Annotated in this window: 19 protein-coding genes; 13 read left to right on the forward strand and 6 right to left on the reverse strand. The window is 71.3% G+C overall.

What is annotated here, in order from left to right; translation table 11 throughout:
* Positions 1–171 precede the first annotated feature (171 nt).
* Positions 172–1,563, forward strand: coding sequence for an HWE histidine kinase domain-containing protein (locus ACSQ14_RS02120; protein ID WP_436009238.1), 1,392 nt, complete (start codon positions 172–174; stop codon positions 1,561–1,563).
* A 214-nt stretch (positions 1,564–1,777) separates the two neighbouring features.
* Here ACSQ14_RS02120 and ACSQ14_RS02125 read toward each other — a convergent pair whose 3' ends face one another.
* Positions 1,778–2,989: a CaiB/BaiF CoA transferase family protein gene (locus tag ACSQ14_RS02125; protein WP_436009240.1), complete on the reverse strand. Its 1,212-nt coding sequence runs from the start codon at positions 2,987–2,989 to the stop codon at positions 1,778–1,780.
* 19 nt (positions 2,990–3,008) lie between these two features.
* Positions 3,009–4,322, reverse strand: coding sequence for an MFS transporter (locus tag ACSQ14_RS02130; RefSeq protein ID WP_436009242.1), 1,314 nt, complete (start codon positions 4,320–4,322; stop codon positions 3,009–3,011).
* Between the two features lie 178 nt (positions 4,323–4,500).
* Between ACSQ14_RS02130 and ACSQ14_RS02135 the strand changes: the two genes are divergently transcribed.
* Positions 4,501–5,286, forward strand: coding sequence for an SDR family NAD(P)-dependent oxidoreductase (locus tag ACSQ14_RS02135; protein ID WP_436009244.1), 786 nt, complete (start codon positions 4,501–4,503; stop codon positions 5,284–5,286).
* Between the two features lie 9 nt (positions 5,287–5,295).
* On the opposite strand, the gene ACSQ14_RS02140 is transcribed toward ACSQ14_RS02135, so the two are convergent.
* A complete protein-coding gene (locus ACSQ14_RS02140) occupies positions 5,296–5,631 on the reverse strand; it encodes a hypothetical protein (protein WP_436009246.1) in 336 nt (111 codons plus the stop codon).
* A 179-nt stretch (positions 5,632–5,810) separates the two neighbouring features.
* Between ACSQ14_RS02140 and ACSQ14_RS02145 the strand changes: the two genes are divergently transcribed.
* Genes ACSQ14_RS02145 through ACSQ14_RS02155 form a run of 3 tightly spaced genes read left to right on the forward strand, consistent with a single transcriptional unit; the run spans position 5,811 to position 7,803 of the window.
* Complete coding sequence (locus tag ACSQ14_RS02145) at positions 5,811–6,491, forward strand: fumarylacetoacetate hydrolase family protein (protein WP_436009248.1); 681 nt, start codon at positions 5,811–5,813, stop codon at positions 6,489–6,491.
* Positions 6,492–6,493: 2 nt separating this feature from the next.
* Positions 6,494–7,138 carry a maleylacetoacetate isomerase gene (gene maiA, locus ACSQ14_RS02150; protein WP_436009250.1) on the forward strand — a complete coding sequence of 215 codons (645 nt, stop codon included), beginning with the start codon at positions 6,494–6,496 and terminating at the stop codon, positions 7,136–7,138.
* A gap of 50 nt (positions 7,139–7,188) precedes the next feature.
* On the forward strand, positions 7,189–7,803 hold the full coding sequence (locus ACSQ14_RS02155; protein ID WP_436009252.1) for a carbonic anhydrase: 615 nt from the start codon (positions 7,189–7,191) through the stop codon (positions 7,801–7,803).
* Positions 7,804–7,945: 142 nt separating this feature from the next.
* Here ACSQ14_RS02155 and ACSQ14_RS02160 read toward each other — a convergent pair whose 3' ends face one another.
* Both ACSQ14_RS02160 and ACSQ14_RS02165 read right to left on the reverse strand, forming a co-directional pair.
* A complete protein-coding gene (locus tag ACSQ14_RS02160; RefSeq protein ID WP_436009254.1) occupies positions 7,946–8,893 on the reverse strand; it encodes an isopenicillin N synthase family dioxygenase in 948 nt (315 codons plus the stop codon).
* 9 nt (positions 8,894–8,902) lie between these two features.
* A complete protein-coding gene (locus ACSQ14_RS02165; protein WP_436009256.1) occupies positions 8,903–10,765 on the reverse strand; it encodes a monovalent cation:proton antiporter-2 (CPA2) family protein in 1,863 nt (620 codons plus the stop codon).
* A gap of 132 nt (positions 10,766–10,897) precedes the next feature.
* Between ACSQ14_RS02165 and msrA the strand changes: the two genes are divergently transcribed.
* The 4 genes from msrA (at position 10,898) to ACSQ14_RS02185 (ending at position 14,827) form a co-directional block, all read left to right on the forward strand.
* Positions 10,898–11,476 (forward strand): peptide-methionine (S)-S-oxide reductase MsrA, encoded by a 579-nt coding sequence (msrA, locus tag ACSQ14_RS02170; RefSeq protein ID WP_436009258.1) that lies wholly within the window; start codon positions 10,898–10,900, stop codon positions 11,474–11,476.
* Positions 11,477–11,731: 255 nt separating this feature from the next.
* Complete coding sequence (locus tag ACSQ14_RS02175; protein WP_436009260.1) at positions 11,732–12,736, forward strand: agmatine deiminase family protein; 1,005 nt, start codon at positions 11,732–11,734, stop codon at positions 12,734–12,736.
* A complete protein-coding gene (aguB, locus tag ACSQ14_RS02180; RefSeq protein WP_436009262.1) occupies positions 12,736–13,614 on the forward strand; it encodes an N-carbamoylputrescine amidase in 879 nt (292 codons plus the stop codon). Before ACSQ14_RS02175 ends, aguB begins: the two co-directional genes overlap by 1 nt.
* A gap of 412 nt (positions 13,615–14,026) precedes the next feature.
* Positions 14,027–14,827 (forward strand): SapC family protein, encoded by an 801-nt coding sequence (locus ACSQ14_RS02185; protein WP_436009264.1) that lies wholly within the window; start codon positions 14,027–14,029, stop codon positions 14,825–14,827.
* Positions 14,828–15,017: 190 nt separating this feature from the next.
* On the opposite strand, the gene ACSQ14_RS02190 is transcribed toward ACSQ14_RS02185, so the two are convergent.
* The gene (locus tag ACSQ14_RS02190) at positions 15,018–15,410 is read right to left on the reverse strand and encodes an acyl dehydratase (protein WP_436009266.1); all 393 of its coding nucleotides are present in this window, start codon (positions 15,408–15,410) and stop codon (positions 15,018–15,020) included.
* Between the two features lie 227 nt (positions 15,411–15,637).
* On the opposite strand from ACSQ14_RS02190, the gene pgi reads away from it, so the two are divergent.
* The 4 genes from pgi to hisG all read left to right on the forward strand — a co-directional run bounded on the left by pgi (position 15,638) and on the right by hisG (position 21,381).
* Positions 15,638–17,254, forward strand: a complete 1,617-nt coding sequence (gene pgi / locus ACSQ14_RS02195; RefSeq protein WP_436009267.1) for a glucose-6-phosphate isomerase — start codon at positions 15,638–15,640, stop codon at positions 17,252–17,254.
* 511 nt (positions 17,255–17,765) lie between these two features.
* Positions 17,766–19,244, forward strand: coding sequence for a histidine--tRNA ligase (hisS, locus tag ACSQ14_RS02200; protein WP_436009269.1), 1,479 nt, complete (start codon positions 17,766–17,768; stop codon positions 19,242–19,244).
* On the forward strand, positions 19,241–20,380 hold the full coding sequence (locus ACSQ14_RS02205; protein WP_436009271.1) for an ATP phosphoribosyltransferase regulatory subunit: 1,140 nt from the start codon (positions 19,241–19,243) through the stop codon (positions 20,378–20,380). The genes hisS and ACSQ14_RS02205 overlap by 4 nt, the downstream gene beginning before the upstream one ends.
* The gene (gene hisG, locus ACSQ14_RS02210; protein WP_436009273.1) at positions 20,377–21,381 is read left to right on the forward strand and encodes an ATP phosphoribosyltransferase; all 1,005 of its coding nucleotides are present in this window, start codon (positions 20,377–20,379) and stop codon (positions 21,379–21,381) included. The genes ACSQ14_RS02205 and hisG overlap by 4 nt, the downstream gene beginning before the upstream one ends.
* Positions 21,382–21,851 lie beyond the last annotated feature (470 nt).

Below are 21,851 nucleotides of genomic sequence, written 5' to 3' on the forward strand. Positions count from 1 at the left end.
AGCGGGGCGCGCTGCCTGAACGGGAAACAACATAGGCAAGTTCCGGCGGGATCGCAAAAGCTGAGCTTTCGCCCCGGCCTTTGAAACGACACGGGCGCGGTGCAGTTCCTATCGCGCGGGCTCGGGCTTGCGCCTATGTTCGCGGAACAACGTGCGATAGGCGGACCACGCGTGGACGAACAACGGCTGGAACGTGCGCTGGAGGCGGCCGGCCTGGGACCCATCGAATGGGACCTGGTGAGCGACGTGGTCGTCATCAGTCCGCGCGCCGCCGCGTTGACTGGCGTTCCGGCCGGCGAGATGCCGGCGCAGGGCGGCACGGTGTGGCAGGCGTTCGTGCACCCCGACGACCTGCCGCTCGTCACCGGCATGCGCGAGCAGGTGGTCGCCGACGGCCAGCCGTTCGAACTCGACTTCCGCCAGATCCGCCAGGACGACGGCCGCGTGGTCTGGCTGCGCGTGTCCGGCGTGACCGAGCTCGGCGCCGACGGGCGGCTGGCGCGGGTCATCGGGCTGGTCAGCGACCTGACGCCGCTGAAGCTCGAGGAAGAGCAGCGCCAGGCGGCGATGGCCGAACTCGACCACCGGGTGAAGAACATGCTGGCGGCGGTCAAGGCGCTGGCCCACCAGACCGCCAAGCGCACCACCTCGCTGGACGCCTTCCTGGAGAACTTCGCCGGCCGGCTGAAGGCGCTGGGCTCGGCGAACGAACTGCTGACCGCCGCGCGCTGGCGCGGCGCGGCGGTGGACCACGTCGCCGCGGCCGAACTCGGGGCGCTGGCGCCCGGCCAGACCCACTGGGAAGGGCCCGAGCTGTTCCTGACGCCGCGCGCGACCAATGCGCTGTCGCTGGCGCTGCACGAACTGGCCGCCAATGCGGTGAAGTTCGGCGCCCTGTCGGTCGACACCGGCCACGTCGAGGTGCGCTGGACCCGGCTGCCGGATGGCGGCTTCGAACTGATCTGGAGCGAAAGCGGCGGTCCAACCGTCGCCCCGCCGACCCGCCGCGGCTTCGGCTCGACCCTGCTGGAGCAGGTCACCGGCCGCGAGCTGAACGGCCAGGCGGTGGTCGAGTATCGTCCGTCCGGGGCCTGGGCGCGGCTGGTCGCCGGGCCCGCCGCGGTCGCCCCGCGGCCGGAATCGGTGCCCGAGGTCCCGCAGGCGCGGGTGGTCGAGACCGTCACCGCCTCGCGCGCGCCGCGGCGCAGCCTCAAGGGCTCGCGGGTGCTGATCGTCGAGGACGCGGTGCTGCTGGCGCTGGAGCTCGAGACCGGCCTGTCCGAAGCCGGCGCCGAGGTGGTCGGTCCGGCCTACGAGCTTGAGGAGGCGATGGCGCTGCTCGACCGGCCGATCGACGCGGCGGTGCTCGACGCCAACCTGAACGGCCGCTCGGTCACCCCGGTGGCCGAGGCGCTGGCCCGGCGGGGCGTGCCGTTCGTCTTCGCCACCGGCTACGGCGAGACCGGCGGCGCCCCCGGCGGCTTCGAAGCGCCGGTGATCCGCAAGCCCTACGACGTGACCCAGGTCGCCGCGGCGGTGGCCGAACTGCTGGCCGGGGACTGATCCCGGGGGGCGCGTTGTCCTGCCGCAGCCCTGAGACAAGGCGTCGCCTGTCTCTATCAAAAGCTACGCTATAGACCTCGCTTCAGGAGATCTGCGGAGCTTTCGCAGAGGCCGGACCGGCGGCCAGGGACATCGCCCGCGTCAAGCGATCCTTCCTCCAACTTCGGTCCGCGGCAGAGGTCGCGGACCGGGGGCCCATCCGGGTGGCGCCGCCCTAGATGACGCCCTGGGCCCGCAGCGCCGCCAGCCGCTCGGCGGAGCAGCCGCAGCGTTCGCCGAGCACTGCTTCGGTGTGTTCGCCCAGCGCAGGCCCGACCCAGCGCACCGCGCCGGGCGTCGCGCCCAGCTTCGGAAACACGTTCTGCATCTTGATCCGGCCGAACACCGGATGGTCCGCCTCGACGATCGCCTCGCGGGCGGCGAACTGCGGATCGGCCAGCATTTCCGGCGCGCGGTAGACCCGGCTGGCCGGCACCCCGTGCGTCTCCATCAGCTGCAGCAGCCCGTCCAGCGGCTGGGTCGCCGTCCATTCGGCGATGATCTCGTCGATCAAGGCCTGGTGCTCGCCGCGGCTGCGGTGGTCGGCGAATCGCGAATCGGCGCCGAGCTCCGGCCGGCCCATCGCCTCGGCCAGCCGCCCGAAGACGGTGTCGGCGTTGGCCCCGATCAGGATCATCTCCCCGCCAGCGCAGGGATAGACGTTCGACGGGGCCAGCTTCGGCAGGATCGAGCCTGAGCGCTCGCGCGTGTAGCCGGTCAGGTCGTACTCGGTGACCAGGTTCTCCATCACCGCGAAGACGCTCTCGTAGAGCGCCGCGTCGACCAGCTGGCCGCGGCCGGTGCGGTGGCGGGCGTGCACCGCCATCAGCACGCCCATCGCCGCGTGCATGCCGGTCAGGCTGTCGCCGATCGAGATCCCGGCGCGCGACGGCGGCCGGTCGGGCTCGCCGGTGACGTGGCGCAGGCCGCCCATGGCCTCGCCGATCAGGCCGAAGCCGGCGCGCTGCGAATAGGGCCCGGTCTGCCCGAAGCCGGAGATGCGGGCCATGATCAGCCGGGGATTCAGCGCCGACAGCGCCTCCCAGCCGAGGCCCCACTTCTCCATCGCGCCAGGCCGGAAGTTCTCGACGAGGATGTCGGCCTTGGCGATCAGCGCGCGGGCCAGCTCCTGGCCCTCCGGCTTGCGCAGGTCGAGGGTGACCGACTGCTTGTTGCGCGCGATCACCGGCCACCAGGGCGACAGCCCCTTCGGCAGAGTGCGGCCCCACTGGCGCATCGGGTCGCCGTTCTTCGGATCCTCGATCTTGATCACCTCGGCCCCGAAGTCGCCGAGGATCTGGCCGCAGAACGGCCCGGCGATCAGCGTGCCCATCTCGACGACGGTGAGATCGGACAGCGGACCGCCGGCGGGGGCGACGTCAGTCATGGGCCTGCACCCGCCGGCTTCAGGCCGCCCGCGGCGCGGGTTGAGGTCCGGCGGCCGCGTCCAGCGGCTGGGGCTCCCCCCAGACTGGATAGGGGCCGAGGCGGAAGATCAGCAGGCCGCACAGCAGGCAGCCCGGGATGCCCATGAGCAGGAAGGGCGTGTAGGTGCCGAAGCTGTCGTAGATTCGCGCGGCGGCGACCGGGCCGAGACCCGTGCCGAAAGCGATCAGGCCGCCGATGATCCCGAAGACCTTGCCGAAGTTGCGCATGCCGACGTAGCGGCTGGTCAGATAGGCGCAGATCTGCAGCTTGGCCCCCGACGCGTAGCCGATCACGATCATCGAGATGACGATCAGGGCCGGGGTGCGGAACGGCTCAAGCAGCATGACGAAGGCGAGCGCGGGCGCGGAGAGGGTGATCGCCCCCACCAGGCTGGCGTTCCAGCGATCCGTCATCCAGCCCGTCGCCAGCTTGCCGATCAGGCCGGCGATCCCGCTCAGGCTCGCCAGGTAGGCTGCGGTCGAGCGCGAGACCCCGGCCTCGGTCAGAATCGGCACCTGGTGCACGGTGAGCGCGATCGTCAGGAACATCATGATCACGGTCGAGATGGCGATGCGGATCATGATCGGGCTGCGCATCGCCTCGCGGAAGCCGAGGCCCGGCAGGGTCGCCGCGATGCTCGCCGCGGCCTTGTGGCCGGTGGCCTTGACGAGCCGTTCAGCCTTCGCGCGGGCGTCGTAGAAGAACAGCAGGACGAAGATCAGGGCTGCGCCGCCCCAGCCGGCGCCGAGGCCGATGTAGGCCATGCGCCAGCCGTAGGAATCGATCAGCCAGCGCGTCAGGGGCGGGGTGACGACCTGGGCGGCGGCCGCGCCGCACATCACGACGCCCAGGGCCATGCCGCGCGCGGCGCTGAAGGTGCCGGTGACCGAGGCGGTCCAGACGGTCGATTTGATGCCCGTCGCGACGATGGCGTAGAAGGTCCACAGAGCCAGCCACTGGGTCATCGACCCATTGGCGAGGCTGAACATGCTGACGGCGAGGCCGGTCAGGCTCAGGCCGACCACGGCGAGGATCCGCACGCCCCATCGATCGATCATGGCGCCGACGACGGGACCCAGCGGCACCGACGCGAGGGCGGCGATCGAGAGGCCGGCTGTGATCTGGGACCGGTTCCACCCGAATTCGGCGCCGATCGGCTGCATGAACAAGCCGGTCGAATAGGTGGTGAGCGAGTGGAAGGAGAAGCCGATGAAGCCGGCCAGCGCCAGCAGCCAGTGCGCGCGCCACTCGGCCGCCGCCGATAGCGGCGAAGACTGCGGCGATGACTCCACGGCCGACGCCGCCGATGAGGCCCCGGGCGAGGAAACGCCGTGAGATGAAGCCAAGAGCAGTCCTCCCTGACACCCCGTTGCGTCCCCTCAGGGACGGTCGGAGCTTTACGCGTTCAGTCTTATGCGGTCGCGCGTCAGATGGCAGAAGCTTTTTATGCGCGCAAATTGGAGAGGTTTGATGTCCGGGTTTGATTTGAGCGGAAAGGTCGCAGTGGTGACCGGCGGCAGCCGCGGGCTGGGCCTGGCGATCGCCCGCGGCCTGGCCGAGGCGGGCGCCGCGGTCGCCGTCGCCAGCCGCAAGCTCGAGAGCTGCGAAGCGGTCGCCGCGGAGATCGTCGCCGCCGGCGGCCAGGCGTCGGCGCACGCCTTCAACGCCGGCCGCTGGGCCGACTGCGATCGCTTGTTCGCCGAGGTGGAGGCGCGCTGGGGCGGGGCGCAGATCCTCGTCAACAACGTCGGCAAGTCGCCGGTCGCGCCGTCCTCGCTGGAGACCAGCGAAGAGCTCTACGACATGGTCTTCGCCGTGAACCTGAAGGCGGTGTTCCGGCTGTCGGCCCTGTTCGGCGCGCAGATGAAGGCGGCCGGCAGCGGCTCGATCATCAACATCTCCTCGACCGGCACGCTGCGGCCGGATCCGTCGTTCGCGCCCTATGCGGCGGCCAAGACCGGGGTCGGCCTCTACACCACCACCTTCGCCCAGGAGCTCGGGCCGCAGGTGCGGGTCAACACGGTGATGCCGGGCCCGTTCCACACCGACGCGACCAAGGCCTGGTCGCGCAGCGACGGCTTCACCGACTACGCCCGCCGCGTCCTGCCGCTGGGCCGGGGCGGCGAGCCCCAGGAGATCGTCGGCGCCGTGCTTTATCTCGCCAGCGACCTGTCGTCGTTCACCACCGGCGCCTGCATCAAGGTCGACGGCGGCCACTCGATCGCCAAGTCGGGCGACAGCCAGCCGCCGAGCTGAGCGGCGCCTTCACGCCAGGAAGCACAAGTCGTCGGCGAAGGCGCCGCGCGCCTCGGAATTCAGGGTGATCACCACGACCCCGGGGATCACCCGGCGGGCGAAGTGGGCGACCGCCTCGCCGGCGCCGTGCGCGCCGGACCGTCCGGCGACGACCACCGTGCGGACAGTGGGCAGCGACGACAGCCGTTGCAGGGCCTCGAACTCCGTCCGCACCCGCTCGACCGCCAGGCCCTGGGTGCGGAACAGGTCGATGACGGCCTCGGCGATCGCGGGATCCTGGTCGAACACCAGCACGTGCTTGAGCGGTCCGCCGCCCGCCGACTGTGTTCCGGCCTTTCGATCCACTGGCTCAGGCCCCATCGCGCATGCAACCGCGAGGTCTATTTTCTGAGCCTTCTGGCTCAAATGCAACTTATAAGGGTGATGCGCGGCGCAGCCGGCCTCCCGCGGACTCCTGGCGTGGCGTCGCCGCCCCGGGCGCATCGGCGATAGCCGCGCGCCCGGCCGCGCGCTAAGCCGATGACATGAGCCAGTTTCTCTTCGAACCTGTCCCCCGCGCCGCCGTGCCGGTCGAGGGCGAGACCGCGGCCTTTCCGGTGCGGCGGATCCTCTGTGTCGGACGCAACTACGCCGCCCACCGCCGCGAGATGGGCGGCGACGACCGCGATCCGCCGTTCTTCTTCGCCAAGCCGGCCGACGCGGTGGCGCCGCCGGGCGCCGAGGTCGCCTATCCGCCGCGCACCCAGAACCTGCACTATGAGGTCGAGCTGGTGGTGGCGCTGGGCGCCGGCGGCGCGGACGTGCCGGTCGAGCGCGCGCTGGAGCTGGTGCTGGGCTACGCCGTGGGCGTCGACCTGACCCGGCGCGACCTGCAGTCCGCCGCCAAGGACAAGGGCCAGCCGTGGGACGCGGCCAAGGGCTTCGACGACTCCGCGCCGATCACCGCCATCCGCCGCTGGCAGGGCGCGCCGCCGCAGGGCCGCATCTGGCTGGCGGTCAACGGCGAGACGCGGCAGGACGCGACCGTCGCCGACATGATCTGGAACGTCGCCGAGATCGTCGCTGAGGCCTCCAAGCTCTGGCGCCTGGAGCCTGGCGACCTCATCTTCACCGGGACGCCCGAAGGCGTCGGACCGATCAGCCGCGGCGACCGCGTCGAGGGCGAGGTCGAGGGCGTCGGACGGATCGAATTCCAGGTGGTGTGACGATGGCGCTGACCCTCTACAGCCACTGGCGCGCCACCGCGCCCTACCGGGTGCGGATCGGGCTGAACCTCAAGGGTCTGCCCTACGACTACGCCCCGGTGAACCTGCAGGCCGGCGAGCAGCACGGCGGGGCCTACAGCCGGCTCAATCCGCAGGAGCTGACGCCGGCGCTGGAGACCGACGACGGCCGGGTGCTGACCCAGAGCCTGGCGATCTTGGAGTGGCTGGAGGAGACGCACCCGAATCCGCCGCTGCTGCCGGCCGATCCGCTCGACCGGGCGGTGGTCCGCGCCATGGCCGGCATCGTCGCCTGCGACATCCATCCGCTGAACAACCTGCGCATCCAGCAGCAGCTGACGGCGATGGGGATCGACGACGCCGGGCGGCTCGCCTGGACCCAGCGCTGGATCAACGACGGGTTCGCGGCGCTGGAGCCGCTGATTGCCGCCCACAGCGACGGCTTCGCCTTCGGCAGCCAGCCGACCCTGGCCGACTGCCTGCTGATCCCGCAGGTCTATTCGGCCGATCGCTTCAAAGTCGACCTGCTGCCCTATCCGGCGATCGCCGCGGTGGCGGCGCGTTGCGCCGAGCATCCCGCGTTCCAGGCCGCCCATCCGGATCTGCAGCCGGACGCCAAGCCGAAATAACCTCAATGGTGCGGCTTGCGAGCGCAGCCCGTGAGGCATAAAGCGGCGCCATGCTCGAAGAACTGAAGACCAACAACCGCGACTGGGCGGCCGGCAAAGTTGCGGTCGATCCCGGCTTCTTCAAGCGCCTCGAAGGCCAGCAGGCGCCGAAGTACCTGTGGATCGGCTGCTCGGACAGCCGCGTGCCGGCCAACGAGATCGTCGGCCTCGATCCCGGCGAGCTGTTCGTCCACCGCAACGTCGCCAACCTCGCCCCGCCGCAGGACGCCAACTACCTGTCGGTGCTGCAGTTCTCGGTCGAGGTGCTGAAGGTCGAGCACATCCTGGTCGTCGGCCACTACGGCTGCGGCGGGGTGGCGGCGGCCGTCGACGGCAAGCGCCGCGGACTGGTCGACCATTGGCTGCACCCGATCCGCGAAGTGCACACCTGCCACAAGCATGAGCTCGAGAGCATCACCGACGACCGCGCCCGCGCCGACCGGCTGGTCGAGCTGAACGTCATCCGCCAGGTGAAGAACGTGGTCTCGGACATCTTCGTCCAGGACGCCTGGGCCCGCGGCCAGACGCTGAACGTCCACGGCTGGGTCTATTCGCTCGCCAACGGCCTGGTCACCGACCTTGGCGTCACCGTCAGCGGACCGGACGGCGTCGGCAAGCTGCCGTAACGCAGCGGGGCAGGGGAAACACCCCGCCCTCCTTTTTTCGTCATGGCCCGGCTTGTCCGGGCCACCCAGCCCAAGACCCCCGCCGCAGCTGATGCGGCACGACTGCGAGATGGGTCCCGGAGAAGCCGGGCGTTTGGCGCAACTACGCCAGCTTGATCTCGCGCAGCCGCTCCTGAAGGTATTCGTCGGCGGTGATCGGCTGCGGGTAGCGGTCGGGCCGCGCGGCGTCGACGCAGGACGCCAGCGTGCGGATCTCGTAGTCCGGGTTGAAGTGCAGGAAGAAGGGCGTCGAGTAGCGCGAATGGCCGCGCCGCTCGGGCGCCGGATTGACCACCCGGTGGGTCGTCGACGGCAGACGGTGGTTGCTCAGCCGCTGCAGCATGTCGCCGATGTTGACCACCAGCGCGCCGGGTGGCGGGTTGATCGGCAGCCAGCGGCCGTCCCGGTCCTTGACCTCCAGCCCGGCCTCCTCGGCGCCCAGCAGCAGGGTGATGACGTTGATGTCCTCGTGCGCGCCGGCGCGGATGTGCGGCCCGTCTTCGCCGACCGGCGGATAGTGCAGCAGCCGTAGGATCGAGTTGCCGGCGTCGACCGTCGGGGCGAAGAAGCCGCGCTCCAGGCCGAGCCAGGCGGCGATCGCCTCCAGCAGCCTCAGGCCCATGGCGTCGAGCGCGCCATAGAGCCAGCCGACGGCGGGGCGGAAGTCGGCGACTTCGGCGTCGGGCCAGACGTTGTCGGCCATCTGCGAGCGGAACCGGTGGCCGGCCGGCAGATCGCGGCCGACGTGCCAGAATTCCTTCAGGTCGTGGTGGACGTGGCCCTTGGCGGTCTCGACGCCGAACGGGGTGTAGCCGCGCTGGCCGGCGAGCCCGACCTTGTAGGCCCGCTTCTCCGTCTCCCCGAGTTCGAAGAAGGCTTTCGCCGCGCCGAGCGCCGCGTCGATCTGCGCCTGCGGCAGGCCATGGTCGCGGACCACCGCGAAGCCGAACCGGGCGAACGAGTCGCCGAGGTCGCGGGAGAAGCCGGCGAAGTCGCCGTCGAAGCGGGCGAAGGAGACGGGTTCGATGGTGGCGGGAGGCGCGTCGCTCATGCCGCCGTCCTAGACCGGTTCGCGGCCGCCCTCCACACGACCCGGCGCCGCGCCGGGCGCGTCGTCGTCGTCTTCCTCCATGATGCCGGCGATCTCCGCGGCCAGCAGGCGCTCGGTCGTCTCGCGCGAGTCGCGGGTGGCCAGGATGTAGCGCTCCTCCTCGCCGGCCAGCGGGGCGAGCTGTTCGAACAGGCGCTGGTCGTGCTCGCGGAACAGCACCGCGGCCTTCAGCGCGCGCCGCTCCGAGACCCCCAGCCGCACCAGGGCGCGGCGGCCGAAGTTGAGCGCGCTCTCGAACATCTCCCGCTCAACCCCGTCGGCCCCCCGGCGCAGCAGCTCGTAGGCGTGGCGGCGATCGTAGGCGCGGGCGAGCACCGTCAGGTTGGGGAAGGCCTGCCGCGCGGCCTCGACCAGCTCGACCGCCTTGTCGCGGTCGTCGATGGCGACCAGCAGCAGCTTGGCCTTGTCGGCCCCGGCCGCGCGCAGCATGTCGAGCCGGCTGGCGTCGCCGTAGTGCACCCGCCAGCCGAACCGCCGCAGGATGTCGATCTGCTCGATGCTGGCCTCCAGGGTCGTCACCTTGAAGCCGTTGGCGTTCAGCAGGCGGGTGGCGATCTGGCCGAAGCGGCCGAACCCGGCGACGATGGCGTCGGGCGCGTGCTCGTCGAACGGCAGCTGCTCGGGCTCGTCGCGCGTGGGCGCACGGCTCAACACCAGCCGGTCGAAGCCGGCGAGCAGCAGCGGCGTCGCCGCCATCGAGACGGCGATCACCGCCGTGAACAGCCTTGACAGCTCCAGCGGCAGCACCTGGGCGCTGACGGCGAAGGCCAGCAGGACGAAGGCGAACTCGCCACCCTGGGCCAGGGCCACGCCGACCGTCGCGGCGGCCTTGGGCGGGGTGCGAAACAGCCGGGCGGCGCCGTAGATGGCGGCGGCCTTCAGGGTCATCAGCCCCAGCACCAGCCCGATCACCAGCAGCGGCCGGCTGGCCACCAGCTGGAGGTCGAGCGCGGCGCCGACGGTGATGAAGAACAGGCCGAGCAGCAGGCCGCGGAACGGCTCGATGTCGGTCTCCAGCTCGCGGCGGAACTCGCTCTCGGCCAGCACCACGCCGGCCAGGAAGGCGCCCAGCGCCGGCGACAGGCCGACCGCCTCCATCAGCACCGCCACCGCCACCACCAGCAGCAGCGCCGAGGCGGTGAAAATCTCGCGCAGCCGCGCGGCGGCGATGAACCGGAACAACGGCCGGGTCAGATAGCGGCCGCCGAAGATCACCACGGTCACCGCGCCCATCACCGCCAGCGCCCGAGCCCAGGCCGGCAGATCGCTCAGCAGGTTGTGGTCCACCGCGGTCGCGCCGTTCTGGCCGAGCAGCGGCAGCAGGGCGAACAGCGGGATCACCGCCAGATCCTGGAACAACAGCACGCCGAACGCCGCCTCGCCGACCGGCCCCTGGCGCAAGCCCTTCTCGTCCAGGCTCTGCAGAACGATGGCGGTCGAGGACATCGCCAGGATCAGCCCGGCTGCCAGCGCGACCTTCCAGTCGAGGCCGAGCGCGGCGGCCGCGGCCCCGAGCAGCGCCGCGGTGCCGATCATCTGCGCTGCGCCGACGCCGAAGATCGCCGTCTTCAGCCGCCAGAGCAGGGCCGGGCGCACCTCCAGGCCGATCAGGAACAGCAGGATCACCACGCCGAACTCGGCGAAGTGCATCACGTCCTCGGCTTCGCCGACCAGGCCCAGCACGTGCGGGCCGACGATCAGGCCGGCGATCAGGTAGCCGAGCACCGAGCCCAGCCCGAGCCGCTTGGCGATCGGCACGGAGATCACGCCGGCGGCGAGGTAGATCAGCGCTTCAAAGAGGAGTCCGTCCATGCCGCTTATGGAGCAAGGCGGCGGCGCGGTTGCACGTGTTTTCTAAAGGCGCGGGTTCCGGCGCCTTGGCGAGGCCCGCATCCAAGCGCACATCATGGGTCTATTCCTCGGCCAGCGCTCCAGGAGCCCGCCATGTCGATCCGAACCTTCGCCGCCGTCAGCGCCGCAGCGCTGCTCGCCGCCTCGGCCGCGCCGGCGGCCGGGGCGCTGAAGACCGCGGTGTTCGCCGGCGGCTGCTTCTGGTCGGCGGAGCACGACCTCGAGCACACGCCGGGGGTGGCCCAGGTGGTGGTCGGCTACGCCGGGGGAACCAAGCCCAAGCCGACCTACAACAGCCACGAAGGCTATCTGGAGGCGATCCAGGTGACCTACGACCCGGCGAAGATCAGCTATCCGCAGCTGGTCTCGGCCTTTTTCCACAACATCGACCCGACCGACCCGAACGGGCAGCTGTGCGACCAGGGGGCCGCCTACCGCACCGCGGTGTTCGTCGGCTCGCCGCAGGAGCGGGCCCAGGCCGAGGCGGTGAAGACCAAGGTCGCGAGCACGCTCGGCAAGCCGGTCGCCACCCGAATCCTGCCGGCCGGGACCTTCTGGATGGGCGAGGCCTATCACCAGGACTACGCGCGCAAGAACCCGGTCAATTACAACGCCTACCGCCTCGGCTGCCGCCGCGACGCGCGGCTGAAGGCGGTGTGGGGCGGACGGTAGACAGCGTCACGGAGCTTTCTCGATGCCGCGTTAGCCGTTCTCGCGGTTGGCCCCCTCCACCCCTTCGGGGTCCCCCTCCCCCAAAGGGGGAGGAGAGGCGATAGCGGCTTCGATCTCCTCCCCCACAGGGGGAGGGGGACCGCGAAGCGGTGGAGGGGGCTGCAGCTGCACTGTATGGGATTGCTAAGGGCGCGAATTCTTGACGCGCGGCCCCACCAGGGCCATCTGCGCCCGGCTTTGGTCGTCGAGGGTCGCATGAAGGTCATCGTTCCTGCCGAATGGGCGCCGCACCGCGCCATGTGGCTGGGTTTCCCCAGCCATGCGGAGCTGTGGCAGGAGGACCTGCCGGCAGCGCAGGCCGAAGTGGCGGCGTTGGCCCGGGCCCTGGCGGGGCCGGGGGCTGAGCGCGTGAAGCTGCTGACCGGCTCGGCGGAAGGCGAGGCGGACGCCCGGCGGATGCTCGGCGACGTCGCCGAGATCGAGATCGTGCCGGGCGCCTTCGGCGACATCTGGCTGCGCGACACCGGGCCGATCTTCGCCTGCGGCGAGGCCGGGCCCCAGGCCCAGGGCTTCCGCTTCAACGGCTGGGGCGGCAAGTACGACCTGGAGCACGACGACACGGTCGCCGCGCAGATCGCCCAGGCCTCGGGCGTGCCGCTGGTGGGCCACGACTTCATCCTCGAGGGCGGCGCGGTCGACCACGACGGCGAGGGCACGGTGCTGACCACCGGCCAGTGCGTGCTGAACCCGAACCGCAACCCCGGCTGGGACGAGGCGACGGCCGAAGCGGCCTTCGACGAGGCGCTGGGCGCGCAGAAGGTGCTGTGGCTGGGCGACGGCCTGCTCAACGACCACACCGACGGCCACGTCGACAACCTGGCGCGCTTCGTCGCGCCCGGCGTGGTGGCCTGCCCGGTCGCCTGGGGCCGCGGCGATCCCAACGCCGACGCCTACGACGACGCGGCCCGCCGGCTCGCCGGCATGACCGACGCCGCCGGCCGCAAGCTGCAGGTCGTGCGGATCCCCTCGCCGGGGTTCGTCGAGGGGCCGGAAGGCGGGCCGATCCCCGCCTCGCACATGAACTTCCTGATCGCCAACCGGGCGGTCATCGTGCCGCTCTACGAGGAGCGGCCCGGCCAACTCGTCGTCGAGGCGCTGAAGACCCTGTTCCCCGATCGCGCGGTGATCGGCCTGCCGTCGCTGGCCATCCTCACCGGCGGCGGCTCCTTCCACTGCATCACCCAGCAGGAGCCCGCCTGATGCCGCGCAACCTGACCGTCGCCGCCATCCAGACCGCTTACGGCGAGGACCTGGGCGCCAACATCAAGAAGACCGCCGAGTTCGTCCGCGAGGCCGCAGCCAAGGGCGCGCAGGTGATCCTGCCCTCGGAGCTTTTCCAGGGCCCCTACTTCTGCGTCGCCCAGGAGGAGCGCTGGTTCGCCACCGCTCACCCGTGGCGCGAACACCCCTGCGTCACCGCGCTGGCGCCGCTGGCCCAGGAACTCGGCGTGGTGCTGCCGATCTCGATCTTCGAGCGCGAGGGGCCGCACTACTTCAACAGCCTGGTGATGGTCGACGCCGACGGCTCGCTGATGGGCGTCTACCGCAAGAGCCACATCCCTGACGGCCCCGGCTACATGGAGAAGTACTACTTCCGGCCCGGCGACACCGGCTTCAAGGTCTGGGACACCCGCTTCGGCAAGGTCGGCGTCGGCATCTGCTGGGACCAGTGGTACCCGGAGTGCGCCCGGGCGATGGCGCTGCTGGGCGCCGAGGTGCTGTTCTATCCGACCGCCATCGGCTCGGAGCCGCACGACGCCACCCTCGACACCGCCGCGCCGTGGCGCCGGGCGATGCAGGGCCACGCGGTCTCCAACGTGATCCCGGTGATCGGGGCCAACCGCATCGGCTTCGAGCCGTGGGACGGCTATCCGAATGGCGGCCAGCAGTTCTACGGCTCGAGCTTCATCACCGACCATCGCGGCGACCTGGTCGCGGCCTTCGGGCGCGAGGACGAGGGCGTGTTGACCCACCAGTTCGACCTCGACTTCCTGACCGCCCACCGCGCCGCCTGGGGCTTCTTCCGCGACCGCCGCACCGACCTCTACGGGGCGCTGGCGCAAGGCCGACCGGCGTAACGGCGCGCGGGACGCCCCCTCCGTCTCGGCGCTTGCGCGCCGATCCACCTCCCCCGCTTCGCAGGGGAGGAGCGGGTCGCTGCTCCCCCGCCTGCGGGGGAGCTGTCAGCGTAGCTGACTGAGGGGGCGTTCGGTGTGCCGGGGGCTCGCGGCATTTGAGCTAACCCGTCATCCCGGACGGCCTGGAAGGCCGATCCGGGACTCAGCGGCCGTGCGCGCCGCCCCTGACTCCCGGCTCTCCGCTTCGCTGCGGCCGGGATGACGGAGTGGAGAGGGAAAAGCCTGTCGCCTCTGCTGCAGGAGGGGCTTGCCGAAACCGCCCGAATTGCCGCTCCATCGCCGATCCGTTAGAAGCGGCCGACCCATTTGTCGGCGCGTTTCCGCGCTTGCGCCTCCGCATCGAAGGTTTTTCATGGCCACGACCCAGACCCCCGTCGGCGAGATCTCCGGCACCGTCCTGTTCTATTCCAAGCCCGAGCCGCTGAGCCCCGAGCTGCACGGCAAGCTGGGGGTCAAGCGCCTCGACACGCCGTTCAAGTTCGCCAAGGCCGGCCACGCCATCCCGCTGACCGTCGGCGAATTCCCGCTGGCCGCGGTCAACGGCCCGATCATCTTCGTCGGCGACGAGAAGCTGCCGCTGGCGGTGATGGGCCTGAACGCCGGCGACAACATGTTCGTCCGCGACGACGGCCTGTTCGAGCCCGGCGTCTACATCCCGGCCTATGTGCGCCGCTATCCGTTCGTCTTCGCCAACGACGACTCCGCCCAGCAGATGGTGCTCTGCGTCGACCGCGACGCCGACTTCGTCGTCGAGGGCGGCGACCTGCCGTTCTTCAACGAGAAGGGCGAGCCGAGCGACTACACCAAGGCCTGCATGGAGTTCTGCAACAACTTCGAGGCCGAGCGTCAGCGGACCATGAGCTTCGTCGACCTGCTGAAGCAGCTCGACCTGTTCGAGCTGAAGACCGCGACCTTCACCCCGCCGGTGGCCGAGGGCCAGCCGACGCCGGAGCCGCAGAAGATCGCCGAGTACTTCGGCGTCTCGGAAGAGAAGCTGGCCAAGCTGCCGGTCGAGAAGTTCATCGAGATCCGCGACAACGGCGCGCTGGCCCAGATCTACGCCCACCTGCTGTCGCTGGTCGGCTGGGATCGGCTGATCTCGCTGGCGCTGACCCGCCAGCAGCAGGCGCAGCCGCAGGCCGCGAACTCGTAAATCGAACTAGGTGCTCCCCCTCAGGGGGAGCTCCCCCACCCGCCGCTGAGCGGCGGGCGATGCTAAAATCATCGGGTCGCTAAGCGACCCGGTGGGCGGGTGAGGGGGTTGCAGGCCGCTTACTTCGGCGCGCTTCAACCCCCTCCGGCCCTTCGGGCTACCTCCCCCTGAGGGGGAGGATCTTGGCGTCTTACCGCGCGAACACTCCGCGGGTCAGGCACGAGAACACCAGCCGGCCGGCCTCGTCGAGCAGGTCGTGCTGGCAGATGACGATGCCCTTGCCCTCGCCGACCGGATCCTTGGCCATCACCGTCATGCGGCCGCGCAGCAGCTCGCCGGCCGGCGGGTTGCGCAGCCAGCGCAGAGCGTCGACGCCGAGCCGCTTGGTCTGCGGCGAGTCGGCGTGGGCCATCGCGTCGAGCCGCGCCCAGATGGCAAACACCATGGCGTCAGGCGCGCCCCGCTCGAGCGGCCACCCAGGCGTAAAGGCGTCGACGAAGGCCCGCAGGGCCTCGGTCTGCACGGCGCAGGCGCCAAGGGACACGACTTGGCCGATCTCAATATCGTCGAACGCAGCGGGCACGGGCGGGCGGCTCCTCTAGAGCGTCAGGGAGTCGCGATAGTGGCTGCGCCGCCCGTGAAGTCGAGCGCTGCTTTGCCTGCGCCCCCGGGAGCGCGAATATTGGTCGCGGCGCGTACGCCGGCGGCGGCGCCATGCGGCTGTCGCCATTGCCTGCTCGATTGCGCCGCGTAGCACGCTAAGCTGTGGCGACCTTCGGGGATGAGGGGCCAGAATGAGGGGCATTGAATTTGTCTGAACTCGACGCCGCCTGGGCTGCGCTGCACGCGGCCGGCGAGCGGGCCCGTGTCCGCCGGATCGCCAGCCTGTTCGACGCCGAGCCGGGCCGACTGGCCCGGCTGACCCTCGAGGCCGCCGGCCTGACGCTGGACCTCTCCAAGCAGCCCTGGTCGCTGGCCGACGTGGCCGACATGCTCGACCTCGCCCGCACCGCCGGGGTCGAAGCCGCCCGCGGCCGGCTGCTCGCCGGCGAGATCGTCAACCGCTCGGAAGGCCGTCCGGCGCAGCACGCGGCGCTGCGCGCGGCGACGGGGGCCGGCTTCAAGGCCGCCGGCGTCGAGGTCTCGGGCGAGGTCGACGCCACCCGCGTGGCGATCCGCCGGTTCGCCGACGACGTTCGCTCCGGGGCGATCAAGGGCGCCGCCGGCAAGCCGTTCCGCGCCATCCTGCACATTGGCATCGGCGGCTCGGACCTCGGCCCGCGGCTGATCTGGGAAGCGCTGCGGCCGCTTGAGCCGCAGATCGAGCTGCGCTTCGCCGCCAACGTCGATCCGGCCGAGCTCGCCCAGGCGATCGCCGGCCTCGATCCGGCCGAGACCCTGGTGGTGGTGGTCTCCAAGACCTTCACCACCCTGGAGACCCTGGCCAACGCCGAGGCCGCGCGCGGCTGGCTGCGCGCGGCGTTGGGCGCCAGCGCCGACGCTCACCTCGCCGCGGTCTCCGCCGCGCCGGACCGGGCCCAGGCCTTCGGCGTCGCGCCGGATCGGGTGTTCGCCTTCTGGGACTGGGTCGGCGGACGCTATTCGCTGTGGTCGGCGGTCGGGCTGTCGTGCGCCACCGCGCTCGGCTTCGAGGTGTTCGAGCGGCTGCTGGCCGGAGCCCGGGCGATGGACGCCCATTTCGCCGAGACGCCGCTGGAGCGGAACGCCCCGGTGCTGCTGGCCCTGGCGCACGTCTTCAACCGCAACGGCCTGAACCGGCCGATGCGCGCGGTGGTCCCCTACGCCCAGCGGCTGCGCCTGTTCGCGCCCTTCCTGCAGCAGCTGGAGATGGAATCGAACGGCAAGCGGGTCGACGCGCACGGTCGGCCGGTGAAGCGCGGCACCGCCGCCAGCGTGTTCGGCGACGCCGGCACCAACGGCCAGCACGCCTTCTTCCAGCTGCTGCACCAGGGGACCGACATCGTTCCGGTCGACTTCGTCGCGATCCGCGAGGGGACGGAGGGCGATCCGGCGATGCAGCGCAAGCTGCTGGCCAACGCCGTGGCCCAGGCCGAGGCGCTGCTGGTCGGCCGCAGCGAGGCAGAGGTCCGCGCCGAGCTGGAGGCCAAGGGGCTGGCCAAGGCTGAGATCGACGAACTCGCCCCGCAGCGCACCTTCCCTGGCGACCGGCCGTCGAGCTTCATCGTGCTCGACCGGCTCGACCCGGAACGGCTGGGCGCGCTGATCGCCCTCTATGAGCACAAGACTTTCGTCGAGGGCGTGCTGTGGGGGATCAACAGCTTCGACCAGTGGGGCGTCGAGCTCGGCAAGTCGCTGGCCGCCCGGGTGCTCGGCGAACTCGAAGGCGGCGCGGCGGGGACCCACGACCCCTCGACCGAGGCGCTGATCGCCAAGCTGAAGGCTTAATCCGGTCATCCCCGCGCAAGCGGGCGCCCCGGCCTTGTTGAACCACGAAAGACACGAAAGACACGAAAGGGGCGTCCAAGGGCGCGCTCGTGGGGGATCGAGGACCGGCCAAAGGCCGGTCGCCTGAGCCCTGTATAGGCTGGCGGACTCCCGCTCTCAGCGCCGGCGCTTTCGTGTCTTTCCTGTCTTTCGTGGTTCCTCATTCGTATGGGCGGTGACGAGCGGGTCGCGGCCCGCTGACTCGCTTTCGTCACATGCCTCCGGTATAGGCCGCCCTCGATGACCTGCGTCGCGCACCATCATGGCTCGCATCACCATCCGACCCTGGCGGGTTCGGACCGGGATCGCTTGGCCTGACGCGACCCGCCCGAAACCCCGCCCAAGCGGACGGGGTTCGGCATTCGATCTCCCCGTCCGTCGCTCCCGATCTTCTCAGGACCCGACGATGGACAACCTTCCTTCCAGCCCAGAATCCTTGAGGCCGGGCGCCGCCTCGGCTAAGCGCGCGGCTATGAGCACCGAGCCCGCACGCCCCGAAGCCCGCGCCCCGCGCGGTTTCGTCGACCGCCGCGCCCGCGACCTGACCGCGGAACGCAGGATTCTGGCCGCGGTCTCCGCGGTCTACGAGCGCTACGGCTTCGAGCCGCTCGACACCGGGGCGTTCGAATACGCCGACGCGCTCGGCAAGTTCCTGCCCGACGCCGACCGCCCGAACGAGGGCGTGTTCGCCCTGCAGGACGACGACGAGCAGTGGATGGCGCTGCGCTACGACCTGACCGCGCCGCTGGCCCGCTTCGCCGCCCAGAACTGGGAGACCCTGCCCAAGCCGTTCCGCCGCTACGCCTACGGGCCGGTGTGGCGCAACGAGAAGCCGGGCCCCGGCCGCTTCCGCGAGTTCTGGCAGTGCGACGCCGACACGGTCGGCTCCGCCCGCCCGGAGGCCGACGCCGAGATCATCGCCATGGCCGCCGAAGGGCTGGCGGCCGCCGGCCTGCCGGACGGCTCGGCGGTGCTGAAGATCAACAACCGCAAGCTCATCGACGGCCTGTTCGACGCCCAGGGCGTCGGCGACCTGCGCCAGCGGCTGACCGCGCTGCGGGCCATCGACAAGTTCGACCGGCTGGGCTGGCCGGGCGTGCGCGAGCTGCTGGGCCCCGGGCGCTTGGACGAGTCCGGCGACTTCACCAAGGGCGCCGAGTTGCCGACCGAGGCGATCGCCGCGATCCAGTCGTTCCTGGCCATCGAGGCGGCGCCGGACCTCAGCCGGCTGGAGGTGGTCGAGGCGCTCGCCACCCTGAAGCTCGGGGCCAAGGGCGAGGAAGCGCTCGTCGAGCTGCAGCAGATCGCCGCCGCGCTCGCTGGCATGGGCGTCGCCGAAACCGTCGCGCGGATCGACACCACCGTGGTGCGCGGGCTGGAGTACTACACCGGCGCGGTGTTCGAGGCCGAGCTGCTGCTGCAGACCAAGGACGAGAAGGGCCAGGCGGTGCGCTTCGGCTCGATCGGCGGCGGCGGTCGCTACGACGACCTGGTCGCGCGCTTCACCGGCCAGCAGGCGCCGGCGACCGGCTTCTCGTTCGGGGTGTCGCGCCTGGCGAGCGCGCTGCGCGCTGCGGGCCGTGATCCGGGCGCTCAGACGCGCGGCCCGGTGGTGGTCATCGCCTTCGACCAGACCCGGATGAGCGACTACTACGCCGTGGCGACCGAGCTGCGCGCCGCCGGCGTCGCCGCCGAGGTCTATCTCGGCACCTCCGGCATGAAGGCGCAGATGAAGTACGCCGACCGCCGGCTGGCGCCGGCGGCGATCATCATCGGCGAGGACGAGCTGGCCGCCGGCACGGTGACGGTGAAGGACCTCGATCTCGGCCGCGCCCTGTCGGCCGGGGTCACCGACAACGCCGCCTGGCGTGAGCAGCGTCCGGGGCAGGCGACGATCCCGCGCGGCGAGCTGGTCGCGACCATCCGCAAGATCCTGGACGCCCAGCCGTGAGAACCGAGACCCCGATCCCCGCCGCGGCGCTGGAGGCGATCCGCAAGCCCCTGCTGGAGGCCGGCGCCGCCCGCATCGAGGCGCCGCTGCTGCAGCCGCTGTCGCTGCTGCTCGACCTCGCCGGCGAGGCGATGCGGGCGCGGCTGTTCGTCGTCCAGGCGGAAGGCGGCGCCGAGGCCTGCCTGCGGCCGGACTTCACCGTCGCGGTGGCCCGGCAGTTCGTCGACGGCGGCGCCGCGTCCGGGCGCTGCTACTACGAGGGCCCGGCCTTCCGCGCCTCGCAGGGGGCCGACCTCGCCGAGGAGTTCCTGCAGCTCGGGCTGGAGATGTTCGACCTGCGGCAGGACGCCGAGGCGGCCTGCGAGACCGACGCCCAGGCCGCAGCGCTGGCCTGGCGGGCGGCCGAGGCCGGCGGGCGCAAGGACCTGTCGCTGTGGCTCGGCGACGTGGCGCTGTTCGCCGCCTTCATCGACAGCCTGTCGCTGCCCGAGGCGCTGGGCGCCAAGCTGCGGCGGATGGCCGGCCGGCCGCGGCTGCTGAACGCCGAACTGGCGCGCGCCGGCGAGCCGGCCCGGCCCGCGGCTGGCGGACGGCTGCCGGCCCTGCTGGCGGGGCTGGGCGAGGCCGAGGCCGCGAGCCTGCTGGAAGAGGTCTGGGCGCTGGCTGGCGTCGAGCCGGTCGGCGGCCGTGGCCCGGCGGAGATCGCCGCCCGCCTGGCGCGCCGCGCGGAAGCCGCCGAGGCCCCGGCGCTGACCGAGCTGCAGGCCAGCGCGATCCGCGAATTCATGGCCATCGTCGAGGCGCCCGAGGCCGGCCTTGCGCGGGTGCGCGAGCTGGCCGGCGCCCAGGGCGCGGCGCTGGCCCAGGCCCTGACGCTGTGGGAGCGGCGGCTGACCCGGCTGCGGGCGCTGGCGCCCGGCGCCGAGCTCGGCTTCGCGCCGGCGCTCGGCCACGCCTTCGACTACTACGACGGACTGACCTTCGAGGTGCGCAGCGCCGCCCTCGGAGCCGAGCGCGCGGTCGCCGTCGGCGGCCGGTACGACGGCCTGCTCGCCCGCCTGGGCGGCCAGGCCGGGACGCAGGCGGTGGGCTGCATGGTGCGCCCGGCGCGAGCCTATGCGGGAGGCGAGGCATGAGCGGTCCGCTGATCATCGCCGTACCGTCCAAGGGGCGGCTGAAGGAGCAGGTCGACGGCTGGCTGGCCGACTGCGGGATGCCGCTGCAGGTCAGCGGCGGCTCGCGCGGCTACGTGGCGAGCCTCAAGGGCCTGCCCGGCGTCCAGGTGCGGCTGCTGTCGGCCGGCGACATCGCCGAGGCGCTGGACGCCGGCGAAGTCCACTTCGGCGTCACCGGCGAGGACCTGCTGCGCGAGCGCGGGCCCGACGTCGACCGCCGGGTGCTGCTGCTGCGGCCGCTCGGCTTCGGCCGCGCCGACCTGGTGGTCGCTGCGCCGAAGAGCTGGCTCGACGTCGACACCATGGCCGACCTCGAGGACGTGGCGCACGAGCACCTCGCGCGCACCGGCCGGCGCATGCGGGTGGCGACCAAATATGTGGTGCAGACCCGCACCTACTTCGCCCGTCACGGCGTCGCCGACTACCGGATCACCGAATCCGGCGGCGCGACCGAGGGGGCGCCGGCGACCGGCGCGGCCGAGCTGGTGGTGGACATCACCACCACCGGGGCGACGCTGGCGGCCAACGGCCTGAAGGTGCTGTCGGACGGCCTGATCCTGAAGAGCCAGGCGCAATTCACCGCCAGCCTGACCGCGACCTGGGACGCGGCGCAGCTGGGCCAGGCCGAGCAGCTGCTGCGGGCGGTCGAGGCGCGGGCCAATGCGCTGCGCAGCGCGACCCTGATCTGGCCGGCGACCGGCGACGCCCGCGAAGCCGCGGTGGTCGACGGCCTGGTCGCGGCGGGCGCCTCACGGCGGCCGAACGGTCTGCTGCTGGACGCCGGCGAGGTCGCGAAAGCGGCCGCGGCGCTGACCGCCGCCGGCCTCGGCCCGGTCACCGCGTCGCGGCCGGACTTTGTCTTTGAGGTTGCGTCTCCGGCATTTGACGCCTTACGCGTGCAGGTTTTGACGGGGGAGTCAAAACTTAACGATGCTCAGTTGAGAAAAAACGGCACTTTTTGATTTTCGCCCCCTTTCGACCCTAGTGCAGCCGTTGACTTGGGTCAGATTTTGCCGTTTCCTTCTCCTTGCGAGAGACATGACGGCGAACAAAGCCTTCGGTCTCCGGCGTTTCGGGGAGGAAACGCCCTTTAAATCAGAGCGTAAGCTCGGAAAGTGGCCCGTCGCTCACCCTCGCGACGGGCCAATTTTTTGCTCCGACATTTTTCTGACTCAAGCGTCAAAATCTGGCGGTAGGGCCCGGGCGAGGCCTCCGTCTCCGGGCTGACGAAACTGTGATCTCCGGGTTTCGCCCCATCCTCACCACCCAGCCCCAGGCGGTCGCCATCGCGGTGACGGAACGGCGTGGTTTGGATCACCCGGACCAGCCGGGTGATGACGGATGAAGCGCCGCCCTCCGCTCTTCCCCGCGAAAGCGGGGATCCAGGCGTTTTTCGTCTGGGCGCTGTGGCCTCGCATAAAAAGCCTGGGTT

Source organism: Phenylobacterium sp. LjRoot219, assembly GCF_964252995.1.
Taxonomy (GTDB): Bacteria; Pseudomonadota; Alphaproteobacteria; order Caulobacterales; family Caulobacteraceae; genus Phenylobacterium.

Coding starts and splice junctions, on each gene's coding strand:
- ACSQ14_RS02165 (WP_436009256.1), bottom strand. CDS start 10,765: ATGGACGGACTCCTCTTTGAAGCGCTGATCTACCTCGCCGCCGGCGTG.
- ACSQ14_RS02155 (WP_436009252.1), top strand. CDS start 7,189: ATGCTCGAAGAACTGAAGACCAACAACCGCGACTGGGCGGCCGGCAAA.
- aguB (WP_436009262.1), top strand. CDS start 12,736: ATGCCGCGCAACCTGACCGTCGCCGCCATCCAGACCGCTTACGGCGAG.
- hisG (WP_436009273.1), top strand. CDS start 20,377: ATGAGCGGTCCGCTGATCATCGCCGTACCGTCCAAGGGGCGGCTGAAG.
- ACSQ14_RS02145 (WP_436009248.1), top strand. CDS start 5,811: ATGAGCCAGTTTCTCTTCGAACCTGTCCCCCGCGCCGCCGTGCCGGTC.
- maiA (WP_436009250.1), top strand. CDS start 6,494: ATGGCGCTGACCCTCTACAGCCACTGGCGCGCCACCGCGCCCTACCGG.
- msrA (WP_436009258.1), top strand. CDS start 10,898: ATGTCGATCCGAACCTTCGCCGCCGTCAGCGCCGCAGCGCTGCTCGCC.
- hisS (WP_436009269.1), top strand. CDS start 17,766: ATGAGCACCGAGCCCGCACGCCCCGAAGCCCGCGCCCCGCGCGGTTTC.
- ACSQ14_RS02175 (WP_436009260.1), top strand. CDS start 11,732: ATGAAGGTCATCGTTCCTGCCGAATGGGCGCCGCACCGCGCCATGTGG.
- ACSQ14_RS02160 (WP_436009254.1), bottom strand. CDS start 8,893: ATGAGCGACGCGCCTCCCGCCACCATCGAACCCGTCTCCTTCGCCCGC.
- ACSQ14_RS02125 (WP_436009240.1), bottom strand. CDS start 2,989: ATGACTGACGTCGCCCCCGCCGGCGGTCCGCTGTCCGATCTCACCGTC.
- ACSQ14_RS02185 (WP_436009264.1), top strand. CDS start 14,027: ATGGCCACGACCCAGACCCCCGTCGGCGAGATCTCCGGCACCGTCCTG.
- ACSQ14_RS02135 (WP_436009244.1), top strand. CDS start 4,501: ATGTCCGGGTTTGATTTGAGCGGAAAGGTCGCAGTGGTGACCGGCGGC.